This is a genomic window from Vibrio glycogenivorans, from assembly GCF_051660965.1.
Lineage (GTDB): Bacteria > Pseudomonadota > Gammaproteobacteria > Enterobacterales > Vibrionaceae > Vibrio.
Window position 1 is genome coordinate 484,685 of the sequence record NZ_JBPVIS010000003.1, and the last position, 26,222, is coordinate 510,906.

General features: G+C 48.2%; 22 protein-coding genes. 10 read left to right on the forward strand and 12 right to left on the reverse strand.

Going from position 1 to position 26,222, the window contains the following annotated elements; translation table 11 throughout:
- Nucleotides 1–22: 22 nt before the first annotated feature.
- On the reverse strand, nt 23–949 hold the full coding sequence (gene kdgK / locus ACSTTG_RS10190; RefSeq protein ID WP_438474725.1) for a 2-dehydro-3-deoxygluconokinase: 927 nt from the start codon (nt 947–949) through the stop codon (nt 23–25).
- A gap of 29 nt (nt 950–978) precedes the next feature.
- On the reverse strand, nt 979–1,314 hold the full coding sequence (locus ACSTTG_RS10195) for a cupin domain-containing protein (RefSeq protein WP_438458498.1): 336 nt from the start codon (nt 1,312–1,314) through the stop codon (nt 979–981).
- 318 nt (nt 1,315–1,632) lie between these two features.
- On the opposite strand from ACSTTG_RS10195, the gene ACSTTG_RS10200 reads away from it, so the two are divergent.
- The 4 genes from ACSTTG_RS10200 (at nt 1,633) to ACSTTG_RS10215 (ending at nt 11,222) form a co-directional block, all read left to right on the forward strand.
- The gene (locus ACSTTG_RS10200) at nt 1,633–3,786 is read left to right on the forward strand and encodes a heparinase II/III domain-containing protein (RefSeq protein ID WP_438474726.1); all 2,154 of its coding nucleotides are present in this window, start codon (nt 1,633–1,635) and stop codon (nt 3,784–3,786) included.
- A gap of 4 nt (nt 3,787–3,790) precedes the next feature.
- The gene (locus ACSTTG_RS10205; protein ID WP_438458496.1) at nt 3,791–5,944 is read left to right on the forward strand and encodes a heparinase II/III domain-containing protein; all 2,154 of its coding nucleotides are present in this window, start codon (nt 3,791–3,793) and stop codon (nt 5,942–5,944) included.
- 463 nt (nt 5,945–6,407) lie between these two features.
- Nucleotides 6,408–9,680: a mechanosensitive ion channel domain-containing protein gene (locus ACSTTG_RS10210; RefSeq protein ID WP_438474727.1), complete on the forward strand. Its 3,273-nt coding sequence runs from the start codon at nt 6,408–6,410 to the stop codon at nt 9,678–9,680.
- Nucleotides 9,681–9,830: 150 nt separating this feature from the next.
- Nucleotides 9,831–11,222, forward strand: coding sequence for an MATE family efflux transporter (locus ACSTTG_RS10215; RefSeq protein ID WP_438474728.1), 1,392 nt, complete (start codon nt 9,831–9,833; stop codon nt 11,220–11,222).
- Nucleotides 11,223–11,295: 73 nt separating this feature from the next.
- On the opposite strand, the gene ACSTTG_RS10220 is transcribed toward ACSTTG_RS10215, so the two are convergent.
- Together ACSTTG_RS10220 and ACSTTG_RS10225 are read right to left on the reverse strand one after the other, a co-directional pair.
- Complete coding sequence (locus tag ACSTTG_RS10220) at nt 11,296–11,451, reverse strand: hypothetical protein (RefSeq protein ID WP_438458493.1); 156 nt, start codon at nt 11,449–11,451, stop codon at nt 11,296–11,298.
- A 322-nt stretch (nt 11,452–11,773) separates the two neighbouring features.
- The gene (locus ACSTTG_RS10225; RefSeq protein ID WP_438458492.1) at nt 11,774–12,529 is read right to left on the reverse strand and encodes an SDR family NAD(P)-dependent oxidoreductase; all 756 of its coding nucleotides are present in this window, start codon (nt 12,527–12,529) and stop codon (nt 11,774–11,776) included.
- 446 nt (nt 12,530–12,975) lie between these two features.
- Here ACSTTG_RS10225 and ACSTTG_RS10230 point away from each other — a divergent pair, with 446 nt between their 5' ends.
- On the forward strand, nt 12,976–13,773 hold the full coding sequence (locus tag ACSTTG_RS10230) for an SDR family NAD(P)-dependent oxidoreductase (protein WP_438458491.1): 798 nt from the start codon (nt 12,976–12,978) through the stop codon (nt 13,771–13,773).
- A gap of 190 nt (nt 13,774–13,963) precedes the next feature.
- Nucleotides 13,964–14,836 (forward strand): B12-binding domain-containing radical SAM protein, encoded by an 873-nt coding sequence (locus ACSTTG_RS10235; protein ID WP_438474729.1) that lies wholly within the window; start codon nt 13,964–13,966, stop codon nt 14,834–14,836.
- A 55-nt stretch (nt 14,837–14,891) separates the two neighbouring features.
- Here ACSTTG_RS10235 and ACSTTG_RS10240 read toward each other — a convergent pair whose 3' ends face one another.
- From ACSTTG_RS10240 to ACSTTG_RS10260, 5 genes are all read right to left on the reverse strand, one after another.
- Nucleotides 14,892–15,815 (reverse strand): LysR family transcriptional regulator, encoded by a 924-nt coding sequence (locus ACSTTG_RS10240; protein ID WP_438474730.1) that lies wholly within the window; start codon nt 15,813–15,815, stop codon nt 14,892–14,894.
- Between the two features lie 113 nt (nt 15,816–15,928).
- A complete protein-coding gene (locus ACSTTG_RS10245; RefSeq protein ID WP_438458488.1) occupies nt 15,929–16,243 on the reverse strand; it encodes a hypothetical protein in 315 nt (104 codons plus the stop codon).
- Nucleotides 16,244–16,432: 189 nt separating this feature from the next.
- Entirely contained in the window at nt 16,433–16,909 is a 477-nt protein-coding gene (gene bfr / locus ACSTTG_RS10250) for a bacterioferritin (RefSeq protein WP_438458487.1), read from the reverse strand.
- A gap of 155 nt (nt 16,910–17,064) precedes the next feature.
- Complete coding sequence (locus ACSTTG_RS10255; protein ID WP_438474731.1) at nt 17,065–17,253, reverse strand: bacterioferritin-associated ferredoxin; 189 nt, start codon at nt 17,251–17,253, stop codon at nt 17,065–17,067.
- Between the two features lie 71 nt (nt 17,254–17,324).
- The gene (locus ACSTTG_RS10260) at nt 17,325–18,251 is read right to left on the reverse strand and encodes a LysR family transcriptional regulator (protein ID WP_438474732.1); all 927 of its coding nucleotides are present in this window, start codon (nt 18,249–18,251) and stop codon (nt 17,325–17,327) included.
- A gap of 38 nt (nt 18,252–18,289) precedes the next feature.
- Between ACSTTG_RS10260 and ACSTTG_RS10265 the strand changes: the two genes are divergently transcribed.
- A complete protein-coding gene (locus tag ACSTTG_RS10265; RefSeq protein ID WP_438474734.1) occupies nt 18,290–19,102 on the forward strand; it encodes a fumarylacetoacetate hydrolase family protein in 813 nt (270 codons plus the stop codon).
- Between the two features lie 75 nt (nt 19,103–19,177).
- Here the strand turns inward: ACSTTG_RS10265 and ACSTTG_RS10270 are convergent, their stop codons facing one another.
- From ACSTTG_RS10270 to ACSTTG_RS10280, 3 genes are all read right to left on the reverse strand, one after another.
- The gene (locus ACSTTG_RS10270; protein WP_438458483.1) at nt 19,178–19,597 is read right to left on the reverse strand and encodes a YMGG-like glycine zipper-containing protein; all 420 of its coding nucleotides are present in this window, start codon (nt 19,595–19,597) and stop codon (nt 19,178–19,180) included.
- A 122-nt stretch (nt 19,598–19,719) separates the two neighbouring features.
- The gene (locus ACSTTG_RS10275) at nt 19,720–21,009 is read right to left on the reverse strand and encodes an MATE family efflux transporter (RefSeq protein ID WP_438474800.1); all 1,290 of its coding nucleotides are present in this window, start codon (nt 21,007–21,009) and stop codon (nt 19,720–19,722) included.
- A gap of 158 nt (nt 21,010–21,167) precedes the next feature.
- On the reverse strand, nt 21,168–21,884 hold the full coding sequence (locus ACSTTG_RS10280) for a FadR/GntR family transcriptional regulator (RefSeq protein ID WP_438458482.1): 717 nt from the start codon (nt 21,882–21,884) through the stop codon (nt 21,168–21,170).
- A 612-nt stretch (nt 21,885–22,496) separates the two neighbouring features.
- On the opposite strand from ACSTTG_RS10280, the gene ACSTTG_RS10285 reads away from it, so the two are divergent.
- The 3 genes from ACSTTG_RS10285 (at nt 22,497) to ACSTTG_RS10295 (ending at nt 25,956) form a co-directional block, all read left to right on the forward strand.
- Nucleotides 22,497–23,216, forward strand: a complete 720-nt coding sequence (locus ACSTTG_RS10285; protein ID WP_438458481.1) for a FadR/GntR family transcriptional regulator — start codon at nt 22,497–22,499, stop codon at nt 23,214–23,216.
- Nucleotides 23,217–23,377: 161 nt separating this feature from the next.
- Entirely contained in the window at nt 23,378–25,240 is a 1,863-nt protein-coding gene (locus ACSTTG_RS10290) for a DUF294 nucleotidyltransferase-like domain-containing protein (RefSeq protein WP_438458480.1), read from the forward strand.
- Nucleotides 25,240–25,956, forward strand: a complete 717-nt coding sequence (locus tag ACSTTG_RS10295; protein WP_438458479.1) for a 3'-5' exonuclease — start codon at nt 25,240–25,242, stop codon at nt 25,954–25,956. The genes ACSTTG_RS10290 and ACSTTG_RS10295 overlap by 1 nt, the downstream gene beginning before the upstream one ends.
- The last annotated feature ends 266 nt before the right edge of the window (nt 25,957–26,222 follow it).

The window sequence follows — 26,222 nt, forward strand, 5'->3', positions numbered from 1 at the left end:
CTCTCAATAAAAATTTGTGTGCTTATAGCGCAGGCATCACATCTTTAGGGATGATCGCGCCTTTGTATTGGATTACGGTACCCGCTACACAGTGGCCTGTGAACGCAGCTTCTTGAGCGTTGCCGCCAGTAAAGCGCTTAGCTAGGAAGCCCGCACTGAATGAATCGCCAGCAGCCGTGGTATCAACTACGTTGTCGACCTTATTCGCTGCAACGTAGTTCTGCTCGTCGCCTTCAACCACTAGACACGCATCGCCACCACGCTTGATGATGATCTCGCTAACACCCAGAGAAGAAGTACGCTCGATGCACTGCTCAACCTCAACGTCACCGAATAGTAGCTGGTCGTCATCGAAAGTCAGTAGAGCGATGTCAGTAAACTTAAGTACTTTTAGGTACCAAGACTGAGCTTCTTGTGCGCTTTCCCAAAGTTTTGGACGGTAGTTGTTATCAAAGATAACTTTGCCGCCTTTCGCTTTGTATGCTTCAAGGAAAGTCATTAGCTTCTCACGACCCGCTTCGGTTAGGATAGCTAGCGTGATGCCGCTCATGTATAGCGCATCGTTGTCGAATAGTTTTTCGATCAGTGCGTCTGATTCTGGCTGGTCGAAAATGTATTTCGCCGCAGAAGCGCTGCGCCAGTAGTGGAAGTAGCGCTCACCAGTGTCATCCGTTTCGATGTAGTAGATACCAGGCGTTTTGTCTTGGATGTTAAGCACAAGGTCAGTGTTGATGCCTTCGCTCTTCCACATGTCCAGCATTTCTACACTGAATGGGTCGATGCCCAGTGCTGATACGTAGCTAACATTTACATCGTGACCTTCAGTCAAACGAGATAGGTATAGCGCTGTGTTTAGCGTATCACCACCGAAAGCTTGCTTTAGCTCGCCTTCTTTCTTTTGCAGTTCGACCATACACTCGCCGATAACTGCAATATTGAATTTGTTCATTTGCTTACCTTAAACTAGGACGCTCGGGCTTATTTTAGGAAATCTTCACGCGCTGGGTTGAAGATATCTAGTAGAATGCTGTCTTGCTCTAGAGCAACTGCACCGTGCATCGCTAGTTTACGTGCGAAGTAAGCATCACCTTCTTTAAGCACTTTCTTCTCACCGTCGATCTCAGCTTCGAAGCTACCGCGAACTACGTAACCGATTTGATCGTGGATTTCGTGAGTGTGAGGATGACCAATTGCACCTTTATCGAAGTTTAGGTGTACAGCCATTAGATCGTCAGTGTAAGCAACGATCTTACGCTTGATACCATCGCCTAGGTCTTCCCATGCGTGATCTTCGTTTACAAAAAATGCGTTCATTGTGAATCTCCAATAAGGTTCAATGTAGTTTATTGACTGATGCGATGATAGCGCACCTCCTCCAATTGTCATACAATATATCGATAATAATGTGACCTACATCAAGTATAGACGCTTGAATCACTCTATCACAAACTGGTTAAGTCTTTGTCCCATATCACTCCGCCAGGATATTCAACCTTTATTTATCAATAACTTAAATTTACACGCGTGATTTCGATCATTATTTTGTCGGGTTGGACTACCACATTAAACCTTATTGTATTACTTTATATAGGTTTTACGATTATTCCGTACTGATTTAGGGTGTTTGAGTATATGACTACACAGCCAATTCTTCTATCACAAGAAGAGATTGAACTGCTTCGCAAGGAAGTGGGCAAACCAAGCTTGATGGGTCGCACCATCGAATCTCACCGCAAAGACCTGGAAGCCTTTATGCGCCTTCCTCTTGATGTTCCTGGTCACGGTGAAGCGGGCGGTTACGAACACAACCGTCACAAGCAAAATTACACCTACATGAGCTTGGCAGGTCGCCTATTTCTGATCACTCAGGAAGATAAGTACGCAAAATTTGTCCGTGACCTTTTGGCTATCTACGCGGAAAAATACCTTACTTTTGATTTCCACGTGCAAAAGAACACCAACCCAACCGGTCGTCTCTTCCACCAAATTCTTAACGAGCACTGCTGGCTGATGTTTACCAGCCTAGCGTACTCTTGTGTGGCTTCAACCATGAGCGAGCAAGAGCGCCAAGCCGTTATCGATGGCGTCTTCGAGCCAATGCTGGATATGTTTACCGTTAAGTACGGTCACGACTTTGACCGTATCCACAACCACGGCATCTGGGCTGTAGCCGCTGTGGGTATCTGTGGTCTTGTGGTGGGTAAACCGGAATACCTAGAGATGTCAGTATACGGTCAAGACCGTAACGGTACCGGCGGCTTCCTAGAGCAGATCTCGCGCCTATTTGCACCTTCTGGCTACTACATGGAAGGTCCTTACTACCACCGCTACGCAATTCGTCCTTTGTGCGTCTTGGCGGAAGTAATTCACCGTCATATGCCAGAAATCGACATCTACAACTATAAAGATAAAGTGATTGGTAACACCGTACAGGCACTGCTGGCGACAGCATACCCGAACGGCGCCTTCCCAGCACTCAACGATGCATCACGCAGCATGGGCATCACTGATATGGGTGTTCAGGTCGCGGTGAGCATCTACGCTAAACACTATGGCCTGGATGACAACATCCTTGGCATGGCAAAGATTCAAAACAGTGTGTGGATGCACGCGTGCGGCCTTGAAGTCTCGCAAGCGTACGAAGCGGCCACTGCAGAGCGTGAAATTGGCCTGCCTTATTGGCCGAGCGTAGAGTTGAACGAAGGTCCAAACGGCGATCGTGGCGCACAAGGCTTTGTGCGTATGCAAGACAACACTGGCGATGTATCACAGCTAGTGATGAACTATGGCCAGCACGGCATGGGTCACGGCAACTTCGATACGCTGGGCATTTCATTCTTCAACCGCGGCCAAGAAGTTCTGCGTGAGTACGGCTTCTGCCGCTGGGTCAACGTTGAGCCCAAATTTGGCGGCCGTTACCTTGATGAAAACAAATCCTACGCACGTCAAACCATTGCCCACAACCTGATCACGATTGATCAGCAGTGTCAGAATCAGTTTGACGTTGAGCGCGCAGATGGCGTTCACGGTTTACCCCACTTCTTTAAGGTGGATAACGAGCAAATCAAAGGCATGAGCGCGTTTGCCAACGACCATTACGATGGTTTTAACATGCAGCGCAGCGTGTTTATGCTCAGCCTTGACGAGCTTGAAGCACCACTGCTGCTAGACCTGTTCCGCCTTGAGGGCGAGGGTGAGCATCAATTTGATTACTCACACCAATACGCAGGTCAAGTGATCCGCACCAACTTTGATTACCAAGCATTTGGCGAGCTAACCACCCTAGGTGATGATGCGGGGTACCAGCACCTATGGAAAGTGGCAGCGGGTGAACAAAACCAAACAGCGTTGGTAAGTTGGCTGCAGAATAATAGCTACTACACTTGGTTAGGAACGAGCTCTAACGACAACGGTGAAGTCGTGTTTACGCGCACGGGCGCAAATGACCCTTCTTTCAACCTTCGCAGCGAATCAGGCTTTATGCTGCGCAGCAAGGGCACATCGCCACTGTTTGCTTCAGTACTAGAGACGCACGGCTACTTTAATGAAGAGTTTGAGCAATCCGTTAACGCGCGCGGCCAAGTGAAGAACATTACCATTATCGGACACAACGACGTGGCAACCGTCGTTGAGATTGAGACGGCGAAATCACAGTGCGTGGTGATGATCAGCAACCAGCTAGACGCCGCCGAAGCAACACAGCACACAATAGAATTTAACTCTAAGACATACAGCTGGACGGGTTACTACGCTCTTGAAGTAACTCAGATCGAGCAGGAGAAATAACAAAATGAGCTATCAACCACTCTTACTTAACTTCGAAGAAGCAGCAGAACTTCGCAAAGCGCTAGGCACGGATAGCCTGCTTGGTAAAGCACTTGCACGCGATATTAAACAAGCTGATGCTTACATGGCCGAGGTTGGCATCGAAGTACCGGGTCACGGTGAGGGCGGCGGTTACGAGCACAACCGTCACAAGCAAAACTACATCCACATGGATATTGCTGGTCGCCTATTCCTGATCACGGAAGAAGAGAAGTACCGTGACTACATCGTTGAGATGCTAACGGCATACGCAAAAGTATACCCAACGCTAGAAAGCAACGTAAGCAAAGACACTAACCCACCGGGCAAAATCTTCCACCAAACTCTAAACGAGAACATGTGGATGCTTTACGCTTCTTGTGCGTACTCTTGTGTCTTCCACACGCTATCTGAAGATCAGAAAACACTGATCGAAAACGACCTATTCAAGCAGATGATCGACCTATTCGTTGTGACTTACGGCCATGACTTCGATATCGTTCACAACCACGGCCTATGGGCAGTGGCAGCAGTGGGTATCTGTGGCTACGCAATCAACGATCAAGAGTCGGTAGACAAGGCGCTTTACGGCCTAAAACTCGACAAAGTTAGCGGCGGCTTCCTAGCTCAGCTAGACCAACTGTTCTCGCCAGACGGCTACTACATGGAAGGTCCTTACTACCACCGCTTCTCGCTGCGTCCAATCTACCTATTCGCTGAAGCGATTGAGCGTCGTCAGCCAGAGATCGGCATCTACGAGTTCAACGACTCTGTGATCAAGACAACCTCTTACGCGGTATTTAAGACAGCATTCCCAGACGGCTCACTACCAGCATGTAACGACTCATCGAAGACTATCTCGATCAACGATGAAGGTGTGGTAATGGCAACATCAGTATGTTTCCACCGCTATGAGCAGGCTGAGACTCTGCTAGCAATGGCAAACCACCAGCAAAACGTGTGGGTACACTCTTCTGGTCTAACTCTATCTAACGCGGTAGAAGCAGCAGATGAAATCAAGCCATTCAACTGGGGCAGCCTGTACATCACTGACGGTCCTCAAGGCGAGAAAGGCGGCCTAGGCATCCTTCGTCACCGTGACGCACAAGATGACGACACTATGGCACTGATCTGGTTCGGCCAACACGGCTCTGACCACCAGTACCACTCTGCACTAGACCACGGTCACTACGACGGTCTACACCTAAGTGTATTCAACCGCGGCCACGAAGTTCTACACGACTACGGCTACGGTCGCTGGGTAAACGTTGAGCCTAAGTTCGGCGGTCGTTACATCCCAGAGAATAAGTCTTACTGTAAGCAAACTGTTGCGCACAACACAGTGACAGTAAACCAGAAGACGCAAAACAACTTCAACACAGCACTGGCTGAGTCTAAGTTTGGTGAGAAGCACTTCTTCAATGTAGACAACGCGAAACTGCAAGGTATGAGCGGTCGCATCGCAGGTTACTACGAAGGCGTTGACATGCAGCGCAGCATCCTACTTGCTGAACTGCCAGAGTTCGAAAAGCCGCTAGTGATCGACGTATACCGCATCGAGTCTGAGCAAGAGAACCAGTACGACCTACCGGTACACTACTCAGGTCAGATCATCCGCACTGACTTTGACTACAACACTGAGTCTACTCTGAAGCCTGTAGGCGATTCAGACGGCTACCAGCACCTATGGAACCTAGGTTCAGGTAAAGTCGAAGGCAGCTCGCTAGTAAGCTGGCTAGTCAACAACAGCTACTACTCACTAGTAACTAGCGCAACGGCTGCTGACAGCGAAGTGATCTTTGCTCGCCTTGGCGCGAACGATCCTGACTTCAACCTACGTAGCGAGCCTGCGATGATCATGCGCCAGTCTGGTAAAGATCACGTATTCGCTTCTGTGCTTGAGACGCACGGCTACTTCAACGAAGAGTTCGAGCAATCAGTTAATGCACGTGGTCTGGTTGAGTCTGTGAAAGTTCTAGGCAACAACGAGACAGCAACAGTCGTTCGTATCGCAACCACCACAGGCAACACTTACGACTTTGCAATCTGCAACCTAAGCGAAGACCAGCAAGCAGGCACTCACACTGTTGAGTTCGGCGGCGAAACCTTCACTTGGGAAGGTGCTTTCGCAGCGCTTTAATCCGCTTTTAGCGAACACTGCTTAAATATCAAAGCCGGGCACTGAGTCACTCAGAGCCCGGCTTTCTCGTATTCTGGGGCCAGTATCACTTCGTTCCGGGGTTCGGGTTTCACTTCGTTCCGAGGAGCGAGGAGTCCGTGCGTGCGGCAAATTCCTCGCTACTCGAAGGGCAACGCCCGTACCCGCTACCCGCCTCTGTCTTTAAGTTCCGAGGAGCGAGGAGTCCGAGCGTGCGGCAAATTCCTCGTTACTCGAAGGGCTACGCCCGTCCCCGCTACCCGCCCCTGTCTTTAAGTTCCGAGATGCGAGGACTCCCAGCACACGAAAAACTCCTCGCTACTCGTAGGGCAAAGCCCGTACCCGCACCCCGCACCCTCTCCCCATATTCAGGTAGATTTTCAGCGCGCTCGTAGAGTCGTGTATACACTTACTCTTGGTTTGTGTTGAAAAATCGGGGGCGAGTTTGCAGCGACTTAAGTCTTGGGTATGTCAGGTGATGCTCTGTATTGGGGTGTATTTATGCGTGTTTGCATCCGCTCATGCCACGCTTCCCGATGTCGAAACCCTTGAGGCTGAGCTTAATCAGATGCGTAATCAGTCGTCGGTTGATGAGGTGGTGGTTAGCCAGTACGAGACATTGCTGTCACAGCTGCAAGTGCTGGAAACCGAGCAGAGTGAGAAAGAAGAATACCGTCGTATTATTAGTCAATTTCCTGAGATAAAAGAAAAGCTTGAGCAGACAATTGCTGAAGTACCGACACTCGATATCTTCAAAGTCTCCCCCAATGATGATACTGAAGACCTCTCACTAAGCATCTCTTCACTCCAGGCTGCACTCAACCAATGGCGCAGTGCCTTCCAAACTAATGCCGAGCAATCGACCAAACTCAGTGGCGATCGCATCGCTCTACCTCAAGCACTGGCTCAGCTTGAACGCGAAATTGAGCAGACTTCGCTGTCTGCCCCCTCCCAAAGTGATGATATCAACAGCTGGCTCGAAGACGCTAGCCTTGAAGCACTCAGATCACAGCGAGATCTAATGCAGGCTGAGCTGCAAAGCCTAGACGAGCGTACCGAGCTTTTCCGCCTTGAGCAGCAACTGCTTGAGCGAAAAATTCAGATCGGCACACCTTTGATCATTCAGTGGCAAGAACGGCTAACCGATGTCGAGCAAGCCTCTGTCAAGGAGCTTATCAACCGAGCTCGCTCTATGCAGCGCAGCAGCAACAACGTCGATGAGCCGATACAGGGTCAACTTAATCAAATGAACCTTGAAGCGACTGAACTCGAACAAGTATTGGCGCAAATCGAACAAGGTCGGATCGACACCCAAAGACTCGATACGGAAAGACGAAATTTGGCTGATGAACAACGCCTGATCAAAGAAAACTTAAGCTGGCTGCAAGGCAGCACCTCGTTTGGAGCTTCCCTTACAGCTCAGCTTCAACGCCTACCCTCAACCATTAGCCAAGACACCATCCCTGACCAAATTGCTCAAGCGCACATTAGAAAATATGAAATTGGCCAACAGCTCGATGACGCGGCGATTCAATCGGCAGCTCAGTCTGACCGAATGGCGGGACCGGCAAACACCCCAGTATCCGCTCTTGCCCATCAAATTCAGATCGAGCTATTAGCCAATTATGAAAAACTGATCGTTGCTCTAAGTAAACTTCAGCTAGCCAAAAATCAGTACACCATCGAGGTACAAAGTGCCCGCTCATTCTTACAAGAGCAACAGTTATGGACGCGGAGTAATGTCCCTATCTGGGAAAATATTACCCACTTAGACCCAGTAACCTGGGTTGGGATCCCAGCCCCAATGCGCACCTTTATCTCTGAGATCAATCAGCCGCAGATGATCCCATTTACCATTCTTTTTGTTCTTTATTCCGTTGTGCTGTTCGGGGTCAATAAATACATCAGTGGTATTGCGAGCAAAAAACGCCTCGAGTACCACAAAATTTTTGGTCACCCAGTCAAAGACCGCTTTCGCAACTCATTACATCTGCTGTTACTCGGCTGTGCCAAGGCATGCTCGCTGCCAATATGGTTTGGCTTGAGTGCACTCTCCGTGGTGATCCTTTGGCCGAATGAAACTACCTACCAACTAGAGACCATTATCTTTACCGTGTGTGTGGGCCTATTTGTTACCGAGCTACTTTATTCACTGAGCTTTCCCAAAGGACTGTTCGAGACCCACCTTAACTGGCCAGAATCGGTGTGCCTTTATCTCAACAAAGAGAGCTTTCGCATTCGTTGGCCATTCCTGATCCTGGTTATCTTAGTATTCTTGACCGAACTGCTCTCAGGCATCAATCAAGCTGAGTTATCGCGAGTGCTGTTTTTACAACTCTTGGTTGGTATGACCTTGATCTACAGCGCCTTGTTCCGAAAAAAACGCATTCTGTCCACCCTACCTGCGCCATTTAACCGCAACTTCTCCATCGTGGTTATCCGCAGCTTGATCTTCACCTCCTTTCTTGCAATTGGCGTGATGGCCATCTTAGGCTATTACATCCTCGCGTGGATGCTGCTGATCTATCAACAACTGACCATCTTCGTCGTTATGGGTTTTGTCTTGGTTTATCAACTGGGCGAGCGCTGGCTCAAGCTTGAACACCGCCAGCTGACTTATCAACGCTTGGTTGCTCGTCGCGAGGAGTTGATCGCACAACAAGCCGAGCAAACCGAAGAGATTGAAGAGGCCTCTGATTTGCGCCTATCTTCACCAGAAATTGATATAAGAGGTATGGACAGCGAGGAGATTAACGAGCAATCAATGACGCTACTTCGCGGGCTGTCACTGATAGGGCTGATCATTGCGGTATTAACCCTGTGGTCAAGCGCGCTCGAGATGACCAGTATGTTAGAGAATGTGGTGCTGTGGCAGGTATCCGAAACCACCGCCAGCGGAGTGAAGTTTAACGACGTGACGTTGCAATCTTTTATCTATGCGTTGATTGCAACTCTAATCACGTTTGTCGGGGTGCGTAACCTTCCCGGCATTTTGGAACTATTGATCCTGCGTCGCCTCGAACTGGCGCCCGGCGCTGGCTATGCCGTCACGACTTTGCTGCGTTATGTGATTGTTGTCGGCGGTGTGCTAACTGCTTTCTCACTACTGGGGTTTCAATGGTCAAAACTGCAGTGGCTCGTTGCCGCCTTTGGTGTGGGTCTGGGCTTTGGCTTACAGGAGATCTTTGCAAACTTCATCTCAGGTCTGATCTTGCTGTTTGAGCGCCCAATTCGTATCGGTGATATCGTCACCATCAACGATCTCTCCGGTACAGTGAGTAAAATCCAGACGCGAGCGACAACGATCATCGACTGGGATAACAAAGAAATCGTAGTGCCGAACAAAACCTTTATCACCGAAAAGCTGATTAACTGGTCACTCACCGATCCCGTCACGCGCATTGTGATTCCCATTGGGGTCGCGTATGGTTCTGATGTGGAAAAAGTAGAGTCATTGCTGCTGGAAGTCGCAAACGAACACCCTCTGGTTATTGAAGAGCCATCTCCTTCCGTGCTCTTCCTAGCCTTTGGAGCCAGTAGTCTAGATTTTGAATTACGAGTGCATATCCGCGCGATCAACAACCGCTTATCGACGATTCATATCTTAAACAAAGGTATTGATAAGCTGTTTAGAGAGAATAATGTCGAGATCGCCTTCCCGCAAATGGACATTCATGTGCGCGATATGCCACCGAAACCGGCCAGTGACCAAGGGTAAAGAGTGCGGATACGTGAGATAAATCACAGTGCAGTTGAATTCCTAACTAAAGCTGTATATATTACCGCCGCTCCAAAGAGCACACCCTAGAATGCACACTCGCCATCCTGCATCCACTCGTGTATTGCTACAGGTGTTTTTACTGTCCCCATGAAAAATCAGAACTCTTCAGTTTCTCGCTTTTTTAAAGAATCGGGTGCGTTGTTGCACCTCTCAATCCCTATCATTCTTACCCAACTCGCGACTCAAGCGATGGGCTTTGTCGATACGACAATGGCCGGTCAAGTCAGTGCAGCGGATCTTGCCGCAATTGCACTTGGCGCAAGTCTATGGGTACCTGTATCCCTCTTATTGCGCGGTATTATTATGGCGCTAACGCCTGTCGTTGCTTTTCATCGCGGTGCGCAAAAGCTTGACAGTATCCGTATCGAATTTATTCAAATGCTGTGGGTCGCTGCACTCGTCAGCACTATCCTGATCGTTTATTTATTGCTCGGTGAAACACTCCTTAATGCCATTGGCGTCGCGGCCGAAATTATTCCAATCACCGGCGACTATGTCGTTGCATTGGCCATCGGCGTCCCTGGTATAGCCCTCTTTTACACCCTGAATGGCTTTTGTGAGGGAATGAACAATACTCGAGCACCGATGTTAGTTTCGGTGATTGGTTTGCTGATCAATATTCCGGTCAACTATGTACTTATCTACGGCAAGCTTGGCTTCCCTGCAATGGGTGCGGTTGGTTGTGGCTGGGCGACTAGCCTTGTCTACTGGCTTATGTCAGCGATGCTGTGGAGTTATATTCGTTATCATCACCACTACAAAAACATTCTACACTTTGCAGATATCACACCTCGTCTGAAAGAAATCAAACACCTACTATCTCTGGGTGTGCCTATAGGTACCAACATCGCGGTGTGTGGCAGCATCTTCGCTGTTATTGCTCTCCTGATTGGTCGTATTGGTGCAGAAAACGTTGCAGCGGCGCAAATTGCCCTCAATATCTCGAGCATGACCTATATGATCCCAATGAGCTTATCTTTTGGTATCACGATTCGTGTCGGCCACTCACTCGGAGCCAAACTAGAACGCGATGCCCGTGAGCGCAGTCTATATGGCATTATTACGGCTGGGTTACTCTCACTGGTCTCTGTGGCGATGTTCTTGCTGTTTCCTGAGCAAATTGTTCGTCTTTACACCAGCGACCCTGCCGTCAGTGCAACCGCAATGAGCCTATTGATGTTTACCGCCATCTATCAGTTTAGTGATGCGCTGCAAACCTCCGCCAATGGTGCGCTGCGTGGTTATAAAGATACTAAAGTACCGATGATGCTCGCTATTGCCTCTTACTGGGGACTCGCTCTACCGATGGGCGTTATCTTGGGCATCACCGACCTAGCTGGCCCTGCAATGGGTGAGCAAGGCTTCTGGATTGGCATCGTTACAGGTCTCACCGTAGCCGCCATCGCAATGCTGATTCGCCTTGGACTGGTTTTACGCCGCCGTGACCTGTCATCACATCGGACACTGAACGTAGCCTAGCCGACTTACACCGCTCTAGCGCTCTTAAAATGCCCCTTTACGTCGCTATAGGGGCATTGATTGACTCGATTAACTATTTAATCGGCTTCGTGTTCTTTGGACAGAACTCGAGGTTAGAGATCATCATTCCTCCATCTTCCAATTGGCAGCGCGTACCAGGTCCATCACCCGCCTGCACAACAAATGAAGAGAATGAAAAGCAGATCAAGATACACATTAGGATCTTCATCGCGGTTTCCCTTTTTGGTTTTACCCTATACAAACATAGTCATATTGCAATACGTTGCGTAATAACTTTGAGGTTGAGCGTTATGCTCTAGCCTTATAAACACAGAGGCGGATAAAGATAGGTTCGAGGGGCGGGTTTCACTTCGTTCCGAGTAGCGAGGAATATATCGCGCGTGAAAGACTCCTCGTACCCCGTAGGGCGAAGCCCGTCCTCGCACCTCGCCCCTTCTTTTACTAGCTGTTGTTTATCAAAAAAAAACCTGCTGACGGCGAGCATCAGCAGGTTTTCAATTTTCAGAATCGGCTTTATCAAGCTGTAGGGATTAGATACCTAGAGCTTGGCCACCACCGATTTGTAGTGTTTCAGCAGTGATGAATGACGCATCTTTGCTTACTAGGAAAGAGATTGCTGATGCAACTTCTTCTGGTTGACCCAGACGACCTAGCATGATGCTGTTAGCCCAAGAAGCGAATACTTCTGGCTTAGTTTCTTTGATCTGTGCGTGGAACGGAGTATCGATAGTACCTGGAGATACCGCGTTAACACGGATGTTAGCTGGAGCAAGTTCTTTCGCTAGTGCGCGAGTTAGCGTGTGTACTGCTGCTTTAGAAGTACCGTAGATACCTGCACCTGGGCCGCCTGCGTTCCAAGCTGCGTTAGAAGTGAAGTTGATGATTGACGCGTTGTCAGACTTCTTCAGGAATGGGATAGCAGCACGTGACACGAAGAATGCGCTGTCTAGATTTAGAGCCATAACCTTACGGAAGAACTCAGTGCTCATCTCTTCGATTGAGCTACGACCACCTAGGCCACCAGCGTTGTTTACGATAACATCGATTTTGCCGTATTTCTCACCGATAGCATTGATGTTTTCAGTTACTGCGTGCTCGTCAGTAACGTCAAAGCCACGGTATTCAGCGTCGATGCCCGCTTCTACAAGCTCAGCAACGCACTTAGCACCTTTCTCGTTCTCGATACCGTTAAGAATTACAGTATAACCATCTTTACCAAGACGAGTCGCAACCTGGAAGCCGATGCCACCAGTTGCACCAGAGATAAATGCAATTTTTTTAGACATAATGATGTTCTCTATTGAGTGAGTGAAAGGTAATGCTCAGTTCAGCGACGAACCACCGCACTACATTATGGGTCTTATTGTATTACAAATAACGCAATTGGGAAGTATTTTACCGATTGCTATCAACCTTAAAGTGATCCAGATCTCTTTTTTAGCCTTGGAATGGCTAAAAAAGAAGCGAGAATCGAGATCGTTTCACTGCGAGTACGCTTCGCTCGAGGGGAAAGACACTTGACAACAAAACTCAAGGTTGCAAAATTTTTCTCGCCTCTCGCCTCTCGCCTCTCGCCTCTCGCCTCTCGCCTCTCGCCTCTCGCCTCTCGCCTCTGCTCTTCCGGGGAATTATCAATAAAACAATAAAACTGTGTCCGGAATTCCCTGCATTATCATGTCGGTGATATTAAGCTAAGCTTTGGAGCAATACGAACTTGGAGCGGAACTGAATGATGAGCAAAACAATTTTACTGACTGGTGCGACAGATGGGATTGGTTTAGAGGCAGCTCAAATGCTGTATTCACTTGGACACAACCTACTTATTCATGGTCGAAGCCAAGATAAGCTGGACGCCTCTAAACAGATTTTGCTGCAGGGTGGTCAGAAAGGCAGTATTGAAACCTATCGCGCGGACCTATCAGACCTAGAGCAAGTGCAGCAGTTGGCTGAGCAAATAAAGACACAACATAGCTCGCTCGATGTGATCATTAACAATGCTGGTGTCTACAGTACCCCGGTGAAGACAACCGATAAGGGCCTTGATATTCGATTTGTTGTCAACACACTCGCACCTTATGCACTAACCAAAGCACTGATGCCATTGTTATCGGTGGACAGTCGTGTCATTAACCTCTCGTCTGCCGCACAAGCTCCGGTCTCGCTACCAGCACTGCGAGGCGAGAGTGCGCTCGGTGACAGTGCGGCCTATGCACAGAGCAAGCTCGCGATCACCATGTGGTCTCGTAAGCTAGGTTTGGCCCTCAAGGGCAAGGGCCCATTAGTGATGTCGGTTAACCCAGCTTCAATGCTTGGCAGTAAAATGGTCAAAGACGCTTATGGTGTCAATGGCGGTGACTTGGCGATTGGTGCGACAATCCTTACCCGCTTGGCAACATCGGATGAGTTTAGTCAATCACACGGTGACTACTTCGACAACGATATCGGCCGAATCAGCAATCCACACCCAGATGCACTCAACCCGAGCAAAGTCGATGCAGTGGTAGACACCATTGAGTCACTACTCAACTAACTGATTCTTCTCGATATAACTCTTATGCCCTCAGGCCAGCAATTCCTATTGCTGGCTTTTTTATCGCTCAATTATCAACGAAAGTGAGAAAGTCATTCTCTAAATAACGAAATTATCAAAACAATCATCGATTGATAGGATGGCGGCAATCAATAATTGCTACAACGGGCAGTCGCCCAGGAGTCTAATCATGAGATACGAGGGCAAAATCTATCGTCCTTGGCCAGAAGCCAATAGTGTACTTATCCAGGTCACGCTTGGATGCAGTATCAATACTTGCACGTTCTGCACTATGTTTGATGACAAGCGATTCCAGATTCGCGACCTTGAAGACGTGTTTGCTGATATCGAACAAGTGAGACGCGTCTATCCTCATGTCGAATCCCTATTCTTAACCGATGGTAACGTGCTCGCGGCTCGTACCGATTACCTATTAAAGGTTCTGAGCAAGATCCGCACAACCTTTCCCGAGTGTCAGCATATTGCCCTTTACGGTGGGATGAACGATTTTCGGCGTAAAACCGTTGAAGAGCTAAAGGCACTTAAGCAAGCAGGGTTGAGCCTGGTTTATGCTGGGTTAGAGTCTGGTGACCCCGTGGTGCTAGACAAAATCAAAAAACGCATGACCCAAGAACACGTGATTGAGGGAATGTCGCGCGCTAAAGCTGCCGAGATCCCAGTGCTGTTGTCATTTATTTTTGGTTTGGGTGGGCGCGAGCGCTCTAAAGAGCATATTGAGGAGACCACCAAACTGCTGAACGAGGTCAAACCTGAGCAGATTGCGCCGATGGCACTGGCGATCCAACCAGGCAGTGAGTTAGAGAAAGAACTAGAGCGTGGTGAATTTACCTTGCCAACTCAATTGCAGATCCTCGAGGAAGAGCAATATCTATTGCGCCACCTCAACATTGATACCTATTACTGGGGCGATCATGGGAATAACATCGTGCCGCAACGAGGTTATTTACCAGACTCACAAACGGCAATCTTGCAGCGAATCGAGTCTGCAATCAAACAAAACCCACTGGCAAAGGACAATGTGATCCAAACATTTGCTTGGTGAGGACGGGACTTAAGTCACCTCAAGTATCTGAGGGAGCGATATCGCTCCCTTACGATTAACCAATCTCAAGCGCTTTAAACGCCTCTTCAAAAGCCACCATCACGACTTTCTGCGCATTCGACTTAAGAACACGGTGACGATAGACCAAGTGCATTCCATAGCTTCCAAGATCATAGTTTGGCAACCATTCAACAAACTCACCACTTGCGAGATAAGGCTCAGCATAATACTCAGACACCACACTAAACCCGATTCCAGAACGAGTCATCTCAACCACACCAGGGGCATCGACTAACACCACCTTGGGATATAAGTTAACCGAGTCCATTTGATCAGTATCTCGGTTGTATCCGCTGAGCGAGCTATGTTGAAGGTGACCAATGAAGTTATGTTTTTTCAGCTCAGATAAGGTAGTTACCACCCCTACCTCTTGGGCAAGCGACTTGGCCACTACTGCTTTTACCCTAAAATCTAACAGCTTCTTTGCTACCAAACTGCTGTCTTGTAAGTCACCAACCATAAATCCGAGATCAGCATCAGGATGTAAGACCGACGTGTCCACCGCTGGGATAAACTTGATTTTAAGTTTGGGATACTGTTTTAACAGGCGAGTGACCGTGGGGGCGAGGAAAGTGTTATAAACCAGAGGCGTGCAATCAATGGTGACCTTACCTGCAATATCACTTTCATCGCGCTGTATATTATCAATCTCTTCAGCAAGATTATGGTAGTGAGGTGATAACCTTTGATAGTAACTCGTGCCTTCATTACTGGGTTTGAGGCTGGTTTTTGAGCGGATAAACAACTGGCTTCCAACATGAGCCTCTAGGCCACTGATGCGACGACTCACGGTAGACAGCGGAATTTCGAGTTGTTCGCTGGCTTTTTTCATGCTGCCAAGCTCTACAACCTTACAAAAGATATAAAAATCATCAAGTAGACGCATGATAGAACACTGAGATGGGTTTGTGTTTAGCATACGCTTAGGAAGGCTATCAGGGAATAGACTTTTGCTAATTCCCTGAAAATTCGTGTCTTATACTCTAGTTATCTCATTCGGTGAGAAGGGATGCTTCAGCTAAACAGATCTGCTTATGAATAACGCTCACTCGTACGCATTTGCTGTTCAAAATCATCAAAGCGTTCGCCCGTTCTCATTTCGTCTTCAAAGTAAGCAAAGCGCTCACCCGTTCTCATTTCATCCTCAAAATAAGCAAAACGCTCGCCCGTTCTCATCTCGTCTTCAAAATACGTGAAACGCTCACCTGTTCTCATTTCATCCTCAAAATAAGTCGGTTGGCGGCTTTCGAGTTCACCTTGTGCTGGGGTAGCTTGGTCGACTTGAGCAGCAAAAGCAGTCGGTACGAGCAACAATGAAGAGATGAGGAATGCAGTTAGCTTTTTCATAGTAATCACCTTACGTTCAGTATCGGATAAAAAAGGCCGCTTCCCTGCTGACAGAGATATATTAGGTGATGGAGAGGAGTGGGTGTAGAGGGTCTTTTGCAACCTTCAATACCATAAATGGCATTGAAGGCGTATTAAATTTCATTTTCGGCAGGTAAAGAATAACAGCGCTATGACGCGCCCAGTAGACTATTCTTCGTCAACGTATTGAGCTTGTAGGTAGTTCTCGATACCCGACATTTCAATCAAGCCCAGCTGTGTCTCAAGCCAATCAACGTGCTCTTCCTCGTCTTCTAGTATTTCTTGGAACAGATCTCTCGACACGTAGTCGCGCACGTCCTCGGCATACGCAATCGCATTGCGCAGATCAGGTATTGCGATCATCTCTAGTTTAAGGTCACACTCAAGCATTTCACGCGTATCTTCACCAATCATCAACTTACCGAGATCTTGTAGGTTAGGTAGCCCCTCAAGGAACAAAATACGCTCGATCAGTTTATCAGCATGATTCATCTCATCGATGGACTCATGGTACTCTTTGTCGGCTAGGTGCTTTAGTCCCCAGTCTTTGTACATTCTTGCGTGCAAAAAATACTGGTTAATCGCGATGAGCTCGTTGCCCAAGATTTGATTGAGGTGTTGAATAATGATTGGATCGCCTTTCATGACATGCCCTCCCTTCGGCTCTATTAAGATTAGAACCTACGAGCGTCCTGTCAAAAAAGACCACTGATGATGGAGGATCAGTAGATATAATTTGAAGGTTTCTTGGAGCGGTATCGTTTTCGCACTCTAACTTTTCACGGTCCTGCCGCAGCGGATCAACCGACTTTTTTATACTGGTAATCTAGTGTCTCGCTCAAGATCTCCTTAGCTTGCCTAATGCACTTACCACACTGCGATCCCAATGCAGTACATTTCTTTATCTCGCGTATGTCTTGCAAACCCTGCTCGATCGCCAGTTTCCTGATTTTTTTGTCTGAGATGCCGTGACACAAGCATACGTACATGGGTTACCTTTATTTATAGAGCAAAAATCAATTGCGCTCAATATAAACGATAACAATTCGTATTTCCAGATCTATTTGCACAACAAACCCGTGCTAGAGGCTACCACCTTATCCCAGTAGGTTGGATAACCGAAATAGTCACTGAAAAAGTCAATAAAAGCGCGTACCTTCGGTGCCAACAAGCGTGAGCTTGGGTAAACCGCCCATATCGCCGAGCTGTTAACCATCGGAAAATCCTCCAGCACTTGGATGAGTCGACCATCTTGAAGATGTTGGTAGACACACCATGTTGAACTGACTGTTAAGCCGAGTCCATGGGTACAGGCATCACGTACAGCCTCGCCGTTGTCCGCCTTGAACTGTCCCATGGGTTTAATCAATTGTACTCCCTGCGGTGTATCGAAGTGAAAGCTCTCAACACCTGTTAGGCGAACAAATTGATGGTTGAGTAGATCACTGGGCGAAGTGGGTTTACCAAACTTCGCCAAGTAACCCGGCGCGGCACACACAATACGTCGGTCCTCAGCCAGTTTTCTTGCTACCAGCGTAGAATCCTTCAATTCGGCATTGCGAATGGCGATATCAAACCCACCCTCCACTAAATCAACGATCGAGTCGGAGAGTCTAAAGTCAATCGCCAAACCAGGGTACTTGCACATAAAGGCCTTGAAGGCCTCAATCAAGTGCATACGACCAAATGATGCTGGGGCCGACACACGCAAGGTTCCAGTTGGCACAACACAACCCGCCCCCACCGAGGCTCGCGCGGCATCAACGCTCGCAATGACCTCCTCTGCGTGAGGCAAAAACGCAACGCCCTCTTCTGTCAATGACACCTTACGTGTAGTGCGATGGATCAAGCGTACACCCAAAGATTCCTCTAGCTTGTTGATATGGGCACTGGATACTGCTGCCGATAAGCCAAGCTCCTGTCCGGCGGCACTGATATTATGGGTGCTCGCAATTCGAACAAATAGCCGAACATGCTCTATATTCATAACTCAACCAATTACTTAATAGATAGAAGGATCTTAGCATGAGATATTGGTTTGCTTGGACTATTGCGCTAATGAACAGCGTCGCTGTGGGAGCAGAGCCGGAGCAGTTTATTCGTTTTGAGTATCAGAACTCCATCCAGTACGGCCAACTTGACGGCCAACGGGTCTATCCACTCGATGGCGACCTGTTTGGTGATTTCTCTCAGAGCGGGCCGCCACTCAAACTCGATTCGGTGCAGTTACTTTTGCCAAGCACACCAGAAAAAGTCTTTGCTGTCGGCATGAACTTCGCCAGCCACCTCGCCTCGTCTGCGGAAGGGGCACCGCCGATGTTTCTCAAGCTGCCCTCCTCCTTGGTGCTGTCTGGACAGCCTGCAAACTTGCCCATAGAGGCGACCAACGTGCATTTTGAGGGTGAGTTGGTATTAGTGATTGGCAAAGAAGCAAAGGACGTCTCAATTGAACAAGCAAGCGAGTATATTTTTGGCGTCACTGTGGGTAATGATCTCACCGAGCGCACCTGGCAAGGCAGCGACTTGCAGTGGATGCGTGCCAAAGCCGCGGATGGCTTTGCCCCGATTGGAGGGACCATAACGCGCGGTGTAAACTACAAGAATGCGATGTTAACCACTCGCTTGAATGGCAAGGTCGTACAGCAAGAGTCAACGCGAAATATGATCCATAGCCCAGAGAAGGTGGTCGCCTACCTGAGTCGATACTTTACGCTCAAGCCTGGCGATTTGATTTTTATGGGAACGCCAGGTCGAACGCAAGCACTGAGCAACAATGATGTCGTGTCTGTTGAGATCGAAGGCGTTGGAATGGTGCAGAATACCATCGTCTTCAAATAGGAAACCCGCCGTTTAGGCGGGTTATTCATAGGCTGCAACTTGAGACTATTGTCGGAGCTGTAACCAGAGTCCAAATTAGCCTGCAGGCTGCTCTTGGTTGGCCTGCTGCTCCATCTCAGCCAGTTTTTGCTCTAGTTCTTTGATGCGGATTTGCGCTTCCAATTCCGCAACGCGGCGCTCAGCATCACTGCGATTATCGTGACGTACTGCATCGGCAGTTACGTGTACTCGCTCAGTCTGGCGTGCATCTTCCAAATCTTTGGCAGAGCCCGCTACACCGCCAGCAACGCCACCGGCAATCGCACCTTTCACTGCTAACTCAGGCTCACCCACCAAAGCGCCAACCGTCGCGCCCACAAGAGCACCACCAGCTGCGCCGCGGTTGCGACCTGCGTTCTCGTTCTCAGAGTCAAACGCTGGAGAAGAACAACCAGCCAAAACAACAAGCATTGAAGCTGCCACAGTGGTTTTAATTGTTGATGTAAAGCGTGTCATGGGAGTGTCTCTATCAGTTTGTTAAGTTGCTGGCAGTCTATCCCAGTCAGACAAGTGGGGAAATTTCGTTCTACTAATATCGATCATAAGCAACAGTTATTACCCGCGCCTCACAGCTTTCTTTAGTCGTAAAGCAGCTTATCAGCCTGGGCTTGGTCGAACTCTTTGACGGCTTGACGAGCAAGATGACGAAACGGCAGCATCTTTACGATTTCTTCAAATGGCATGACAGCAAATGCCCAAAAGATCGAGCCATCAAAAACCAAGATGATCACAGCGCACAGTGGGATAGATACCAACCACTGCCCTGTAAAGTTCACCTTGAACACTTCCTTAGTCTTACCCAATGCACGCAGAGCATGGCCGTGCACGGTGTTGTAGCCACGCACTAGCGGCAGGAAGATATACAGCGGCGCGATGGTGGCCAGTGCAACATAGGTTGCCTCGTCTAACTCAGAGTATATGCTTGGAATCAAATAGCTCAGCAGCAAGAACAAGCCTGCGGAGAGCACGGAGATCCCCACCGCCATATCGATACTCACGTTAAGCTTCTTATCAAGATCCTTAAGATCACGTGAGCCAATGGCCTGACTAAGCGAGATTGCCGACGAGTGCGCCCACGCTGTAATAAACTGAGTGCCCGCTTTTATCCATGGCATCATCACTGAGATTGCTACATACGCATTGATGTTTAACTGAGAATACAGCAGTTGGTAGATAGTGGCACCCACCGCCAGCATCGTCACATTGGCAGCAACCGGGAATATCTCCTTGAAGTGATTAATCACGTTGCGCTTCATCGAAGAATCCAGCTCACGCGTCGACACCTGAATGTTCGGGTCGATACGCATACACCACCATAAAAAGGCTAAACGCACGACAATGGCAATCAAACTGCCCAGTGCTGCCCCGGTGACACCAAAACCGGAGAATTGGCCAAACCCGTGGATTAACACAAAAGATACGCCGGCATTAAGCGGCATTTCAATCAAGTAACCCTTGAATGGAACTTTGGTTCGACCGACGGCATTAAATAGTGCAATCATCACTTGAGTGATGGCATTGAGCAGTACTATGTGGATGGCCACCGACAGATAGTTTTGTGTAGTTGCAAGCAAACTCTCATTGTCGGTCAAAAGACCAATCAAGGACTCGTCGAAGATCTGAATGAGTGCCCAAAACAAAACCGCGACGAGAAAGTTAATCCCCATACCAGCCCAAAAGCCACGGTTAACCGACGCCTTTACCCCTGCCCCGACTGCACGGCTTAACACCAATTGGGTGCCGTTGGCCAGAGCCATCTGAATACCTATCACAAACGCAACAATAGTGGTAGCAATACCTAATGCCGCTAGAGAGATCTCACCTAACGGCGAGACAAGCAAGGTATCAATCATTAGCATCGATTGCATAAGTAGAGCATTCATGGCTAACGGCCATGCTAAGGAGAGGTTTTTCTTAACGTAAGACTTAGTGGTGGACATTGCGTACCTTGTCGTTGAAAAAAAGAACTGCTCCCTAAGGAGCAGTTCTTAATAAAGCATTAATTCATATAGCAATTACTTAACCGCTAGCTGTTAACCACGTTCGCTAATCGTTGGTTCTCATCATGGAGCAAGGTCATTGAGGCACAGCGCGCCTCGTCTGCTTTGCCTGCCATAATCGCCTCATAAATAGCACGGTGTTCATCCAAGCAGAATCGTCCGCCTTCGGCTGACTCATCAATGAACTGCTTGAAAATTGTCTCTAAAATATTACCAAACGGCAAATAAAACTGATTACCAGTTGAGGAGAAGATTGTCTGGTGGAAAAGGTGGTCGTTCAGCGTCCACTCTTCATAATCAAAACAGCTCGCCGCCATCGACATCTTTTGAAAAATCACCGAGAGATTTTTTCGCTGCTCAGCGGTGGCATTGGTTGCGGCAAGCGCACACGCCTCTGGCTCAATCGCTTTACGCAAGCCAAGGAACTGAGAAAGAAACGGTTGTGTATCTTCCAGATCTTGGATCCAGCCCAGCAGTTGAGGGTCCAAAAAGTGCCATTGCGAGCGTGGTCTTACCGTAGTGCCCACTTTTGGGCGAGACTCGATTAGTCCCTTTGCCGACAGTAGTTTGGTCGACTCACGTAAGGCTGTGCGGCTAACGCCAAACGCCTCACAAAGCTCGACTTCATTGGGTAGCTTTTCACCCTCTTTCAATTTACCGGACAGGATCTGACGTGAAATTTGTCTGGCAACCTGAACATGTATCTTGCGACTGGAATTCTCGACCAGAGAAAAAGTTGCCATTTGATGCTCCAAAAAATAATAATACCAATTCCAATCTCCACTACACACGAATATATTTATAAATATCAATGCTATAAATACAGTTCGCACAGTGAACAGTGGAATAAATACTTGCTTAGCCGCATTGAAGGAATATCGACAAATAGTCACTTAATGAGAATAACAATCATTTAAATTCGATGCGATAAAAAATATGCAGTTAAGTGCACTTACTGTTGAACCTAACTCATAAGGCATACATCAATAATAATACAATATGATATTTGCGTTGCAAGTTTTTCATGTCTCAAAAACGACTTAACTAACGTTCAGGCCTGAGTTTTGCTTAATAGTGTGAAGCGGATCATCCTCATTAATGCCCATTCTCCATGGTGTCGCATCAAGTTCTCATAAAATAGAAAGATATTTTTTGAGAGCAACTACGTTTTTACGTTGAATCGCTTGTTAATCAATCAAACCGAAGTCACAATACAAGCCATACGTCACACATTGTCACTTGTGTTTGCTCTGTGACTGGTTATTTATTGGTGCACCCTTTACCCAGTGATATACTTCATAACATAAGACATAAGTAATAATACTAAATCGAAGCAAATAGAAGTAAGAAAAGTTATGGCAAGCGCATTTAATTCAATCTCTGGTTCAAAGCGCAGTCTCCACGTTCAGGTCGCTCGAGAAATCGCTCGTGGCATCCTATCTGGAGAACTACCAGAAGGCTCTATTCTCCCAGGGGAAATGGCGCTGTGCGAACAATTTGGCATTAGCCGTACCGCTCTTCGCGAAGCGGTTAAACTATTGACATCAAAAGGTCTGCTTGAGTCCAAGCCTAAAGTCGGTACTCGCGTAATTGACCGAGCCTACTGGAACTTTCTTGACCCACAGTTGATTGAGTGGATGGACGGCCTAGCGGATACTGATCAATTCTGCGGCCAATTCTTGGGACTGCGCCGTGCCATTGAGCCGGAAGCGTGTGCGTTAGCTGCAAAAAACGCCACGGCTGAGCAGCGTATTGAGCTTTCAGAAACCTTCCAGCGCATGGTGGAAGTGGCTGAGGCCGACGAGTTTGACCAAGCGAAATGGATGGAAGTGGACACCCAGTTCCATAGCTTGATCTTCAATGCGACGGGTAACGACTTCTACCTTCCATTTGGTAACATCTTAACGACCATGTTCATTAACTTCATTGCTCACTCGTCAGAGGAAGGCAGCACCTGTATCAATGAACACCGTCAAATCTACGATGCGATCATGGCCGGTAATGCGGATAAGGCGAGAATTGCCTCTTCTCGACACTTGATCGCTGATAATCACCGTTTGCCAGAAGTTAGCTAAACGACGCAGATTAAATCCTAGATCATAACGCACGCCCAAATGGCGTGCGTTTTTTGTTTCTGACATCACCAAATCTGCGGGATAAGCCGCAAATTTTGCTATGTACAAACCCGGTAGCACGGATAAAATAATAAATACTACAAATAAAATGAGCTCACGTAATGAACGATTCCCTCCTACCCAATATTGTGGAGTTTATCAGCCAGATAGACCCATTTGATAAAGTACCCAAGCGCGCCTTACGTGAGCTTTCTTCTGAGATTGAAATAACCTATCTCGCCAAAGGAGAGACGGTTGATCTCGCCGGAGAGGGCACCAAAAAATCACTGTATGTGATTCGTACCGGTTCCATGGAGCAGCGCAAGGCGGACGGGGTATTGCGCGCTAGGCTTGGCCCAGAGGATCTGTTTGGTTTTACTTTCCTCTCCCAAGAGCGTGCCAACTCCGAGGAGTACCACGCCACCGCGATTGAAAACTCTCTAGTTTATATCGTTCCTCATTCTGCGCTGCAGAAATTGTTCAAAACTCATCCTGAGTGCGCTGAGCACTTTGCCTCACAGGCACAGGTTCGACTCAAATCTGCACTGGATGTGGTTTGGTCGAACAAAGAGAAAGGGCTGTTTATTCGCCGGGTTGAAGAGGTAGCGAGCGGGCGAGTTGCTATCGTCAACTCTGACCAATCGATTCAAGAAGTGGCCAACGAGATGTTGGTGCAGCGATCTCCCTGCGCAGTGGTGTATGAGGGGGACGAGTTGGTTGGCTTGATCACTGACCGAGATATGACCAAGCGAGTGATTGCCAAACGCGCCGATGTCGATAGCCCAATCGTTAACGTGATGACGCCCAAACCCGTCACGGTAAAACCGGACGACTTGGTGATGCACGCCGCCTCTATGATGATGCAGAATAACATTCGCAACCTTCCGCTGGTCAAAGACAATAAAGTGGTTGGCTTACTGACCACCAGCCACCTGGTACAAAACCATCGCGTTCAAGCTATCTTCCTGATCGAAAAGATCAAATACGCAGGAAGCGTATCGTCACTCGCCGCGTTCTCTTCTGAGCGTCAGGCTATCTTTGAAGCCCTGGTGGAAGGGCGCGTGTCGCCAGAGATCATTGGCAAGGTCATGACCATGATCATGGATGCGTATGTGCGTCGCCTGATCCAAATTGCGATTGATAAGCTTGGCCCTCCACCGTGCGAGTTTGCTTGGATTGTCGCGGGTTCGCACGCACGTAATGAGGTGCACATGCTGTCTGACCAAGACAGCGCTATCGTTTTGGCTGACGATGCGACAGAGAATGACCGTATCTATTTCAATCACTTGGCTATGATGGTTTCTAATGGCTTAGACACCTGTGGCTACCCACTCTGTCCGGGCAAATACATGGCGGCGACGCCGAAATGGTGTCAACCGCTCAGCGTTTGGAAGAACTACTACAAAAAATGGGTTGCTAGCCCTGAGTACGAACGCCTTCTCAATATCAGTGTGTTTCTTGAGATCCGTTCTATCTATGGCAATAGCGAGTTTGAAACCATCTTGCGTGATGAGTTGCACCAGAATATTCGTGACAACCGCGAGTTCCTCGCCATGTTGGTTAACGACTCCGTCTCCGTCAACCCGCCGCTGGGTATCTTTAACAAATTGGTGCTGGAGAAGTCGGGAGAGAACAAAAAGACATTGAATATCAAGCGTTATGCTATCAACTTGATCATCGATCTCGCTCGTATTTATGGCCTTGCCTCTGAGTGTGAGGTCTCCGCCACTGATGAGCGGTTTAAGCACGCGTTTGAAAACGGCGCGCTCAGCGAAGACTCTTACAAGAATATTATTGGCGCCTACCAATTCATTTTGTCGGTTCGTTTTGATCATCAGCTCGAGGCGCTAAAAACCGGACAAGCGGCGGACAATAATATCAACCCGGATAGCTTCGGAAGTTTTGAACGTGGTCACCTTAAAGATGCCTTCCGCATCATTGCAGATCTGCAAGAAGCGGCAAAAGTACGCTTTGGAGCCCGCTAATGCTGTCTGTCCTACGTTACTTTCATCCCCTCGAGCAACTACGTCGCAAACGAACCAAGTATATTGAGGCTGAGCAGTTACCTGACAGCATCAAGCAAAACCTCGAGGTTGATATCCCTGAGATCAGTGCAGCCATCAGCGAGCTTGATTTTATTATTCTCGATTTCGAAACGACGGGGCTCGACAGCAGCGAGGATCTTATCCTCTCAATAGGCTGGGTTGAGATGTCCAACAACAAAATCGAGCTAGCAACTGGTCAGCACCTATTTATCAACAGCGACTCTCAGATCAAGCCTGAGACTGCGGTGATCAACCATATCACCCCACAGATGCTGACTGAAGGCGTCTCGTTACACGAAGCCATTGATCGCTTTTTTGCCGCCGCAGCTGGCAAGATCGTCGTCGCTCATGGCTGTGTTGTTGAGGAAAGCTTTCTTAATCACTACTTGCACAAGCAGTACCAATCCGACAAGCTGCCCTTGGTTTGGGTCGATACGATGCGGATTGAAAAGCAGCTTGCTAAAGCGATTAATCAAGACAGTGATATTGACGTTACTCTCTCCGGTTCACGTCGGCGTTATGAGTTACCCGAATATCAGACCCACAACGCGCTGCTCGACTCCGTTGCTACCGCCGAGTTGCTACTGGCGATCAGTAAGCGTATCGACCCAAAGAATGCACTCACCATCGGAACCTTGTACAAACTCAGTCACTAACGCGTTGACCACGTAATTGTGCCCCTAACAATGTAACTCGATGTGCTAATGGCATCGAGTTACTTTGTTGATTAGTGCCAGATAGTCATACGTAGCAGCCTACCTTGCTCAAAATGACCAAGAGCGTCACCAAGCCGCGCCAATGTGTAAGTCGATAGGACTCTGTCAACTCTTACCATCTATCGCAGTCAATAAATATGACTAAATACGCATATAGTTAAGCCGCCTCGAGATGTTGACTTCAGAGTTAATATATCAATGACCAC

Excerpts from the sequence above, each read along its gene's own strand:
- kdgK (WP_438474725.1), bottom strand. The coding sequence starts at position 949 with ATGAACAAATTCAATATTGCAGTTATCGGCGAGTGTATGGTCGAACTG.
- ACSTTG_RS10195 (WP_438458498.1), bottom strand. The coding sequence starts at position 1,314 with ATGAACGCATTTTTTGTAAACGAAGATCACGCATGGGAAGACCTAGGC.
- ACSTTG_RS10200 (WP_438474726.1), top strand. The coding sequence starts at position 1,633 with ATGACTACACAGCCAATTCTTCTATCACAAGAAGAGATTGAACTGCTT.
- ACSTTG_RS10205 (WP_438458496.1), top strand. The coding sequence starts at position 3,791 with ATGAGCTATCAACCACTCTTACTTAACTTCGAAGAAGCAGCAGAACTT.
- ACSTTG_RS10215 (WP_438474728.1), top strand. The coding sequence starts at position 9,831 with ATGAAAAATCAGAACTCTTCAGTTTCTCGCTTTTTTAAAGAATCGGGT.
- ACSTTG_RS10220 (WP_438458493.1), bottom strand. The coding sequence starts at position 11,451 with ATGAAGATCCTAATGTGTATCTTGATCTGCTTTTCATTCTCTTCATTT.
- ACSTTG_RS10225 (WP_438458492.1), bottom strand. The coding sequence starts at position 12,529 with ATGTCTAAAAAAATTGCATTTATCTCTGGTGCAACTGGTGGCATCGGC.
- ACSTTG_RS10230 (WP_438458491.1), top strand. The coding sequence starts at position 12,976 with ATGAGCAAAACAATTTTACTGACTGGTGCGACAGATGGGATTGGTTTA.
- ACSTTG_RS10235 (WP_438474729.1), top strand. The coding sequence starts at position 13,964 with ATGAGATACGAGGGCAAAATCTATCGTCCTTGGCCAGAAGCCAATAGT.
- ACSTTG_RS10240 (WP_438474730.1), bottom strand. The coding sequence starts at position 15,815 with ATGCTAAACACAAACCCATCTCAGTGTTCTATCATGCGTCTACTTGAT.
- ACSTTG_RS10245 (WP_438458488.1), bottom strand. The coding sequence starts at position 16,243 with ATGAAAAAGCTAACTGCATTCCTCATCTCTTCATTGTTGCTCGTACCG.
- bfr (WP_438458487.1), bottom strand. The coding sequence starts at position 16,909 with ATGAAAGGCGATCCAATCATTATTCAACACCTCAATCAAATCTTGGGC.
- ACSTTG_RS10255 (WP_438474731.1), bottom strand. The coding sequence starts at position 17,253 with ATGTACGTATGCTTGTGTCACGGCATCTCAGACAAAAAAATCAGGAAA.
- ACSTTG_RS10260 (WP_438474732.1), bottom strand. The coding sequence starts at position 18,251 with ATGAATATAGAGCATGTTCGGCTATTTGTTCGAATTGCGAGCACCCAT.
- ACSTTG_RS10265 (WP_438474734.1), top strand. The coding sequence starts at position 18,290 with ATGAGATATTGGTTTGCTTGGACTATTGCGCTAATGAACAGCGTCGCT.
- ACSTTG_RS10270 (WP_438458483.1), bottom strand. The coding sequence starts at position 19,597 with ATGACACGCTTTACATCAACAATTAAAACCACTGTGGCAGCTTCAATG.
- ACSTTG_RS10275 (WP_438474800.1), bottom strand. The coding sequence starts at position 21,009 with ATGCAATCGATGCTAATGATTGATACCTTGCTTGTCTCGCCGTTAGGT.
- ACSTTG_RS10280 (WP_438458482.1), bottom strand. The coding sequence starts at position 21,884 with ATGGCAACTTTTTCTCTGGTCGAGAATTCCAGTCGCAAGATACATGTT.
- ACSTTG_RS10285 (WP_438458481.1), top strand. The coding sequence starts at position 22,497 with ATGGCAAGCGCATTTAATTCAATCTCTGGTTCAAAGCGCAGTCTCCAC.
- ACSTTG_RS10290 (WP_438458480.1), top strand. The coding sequence starts at position 23,378 with ATGAACGATTCCCTCCTACCCAATATTGTGGAGTTTATCAGCCAGATA.
- ACSTTG_RS10295 (WP_438458479.1), top strand. The coding sequence starts at position 25,240 with ATGCTGTCTGTCCTACGTTACTTTCATCCCCTCGAGCAACTACGTCGC.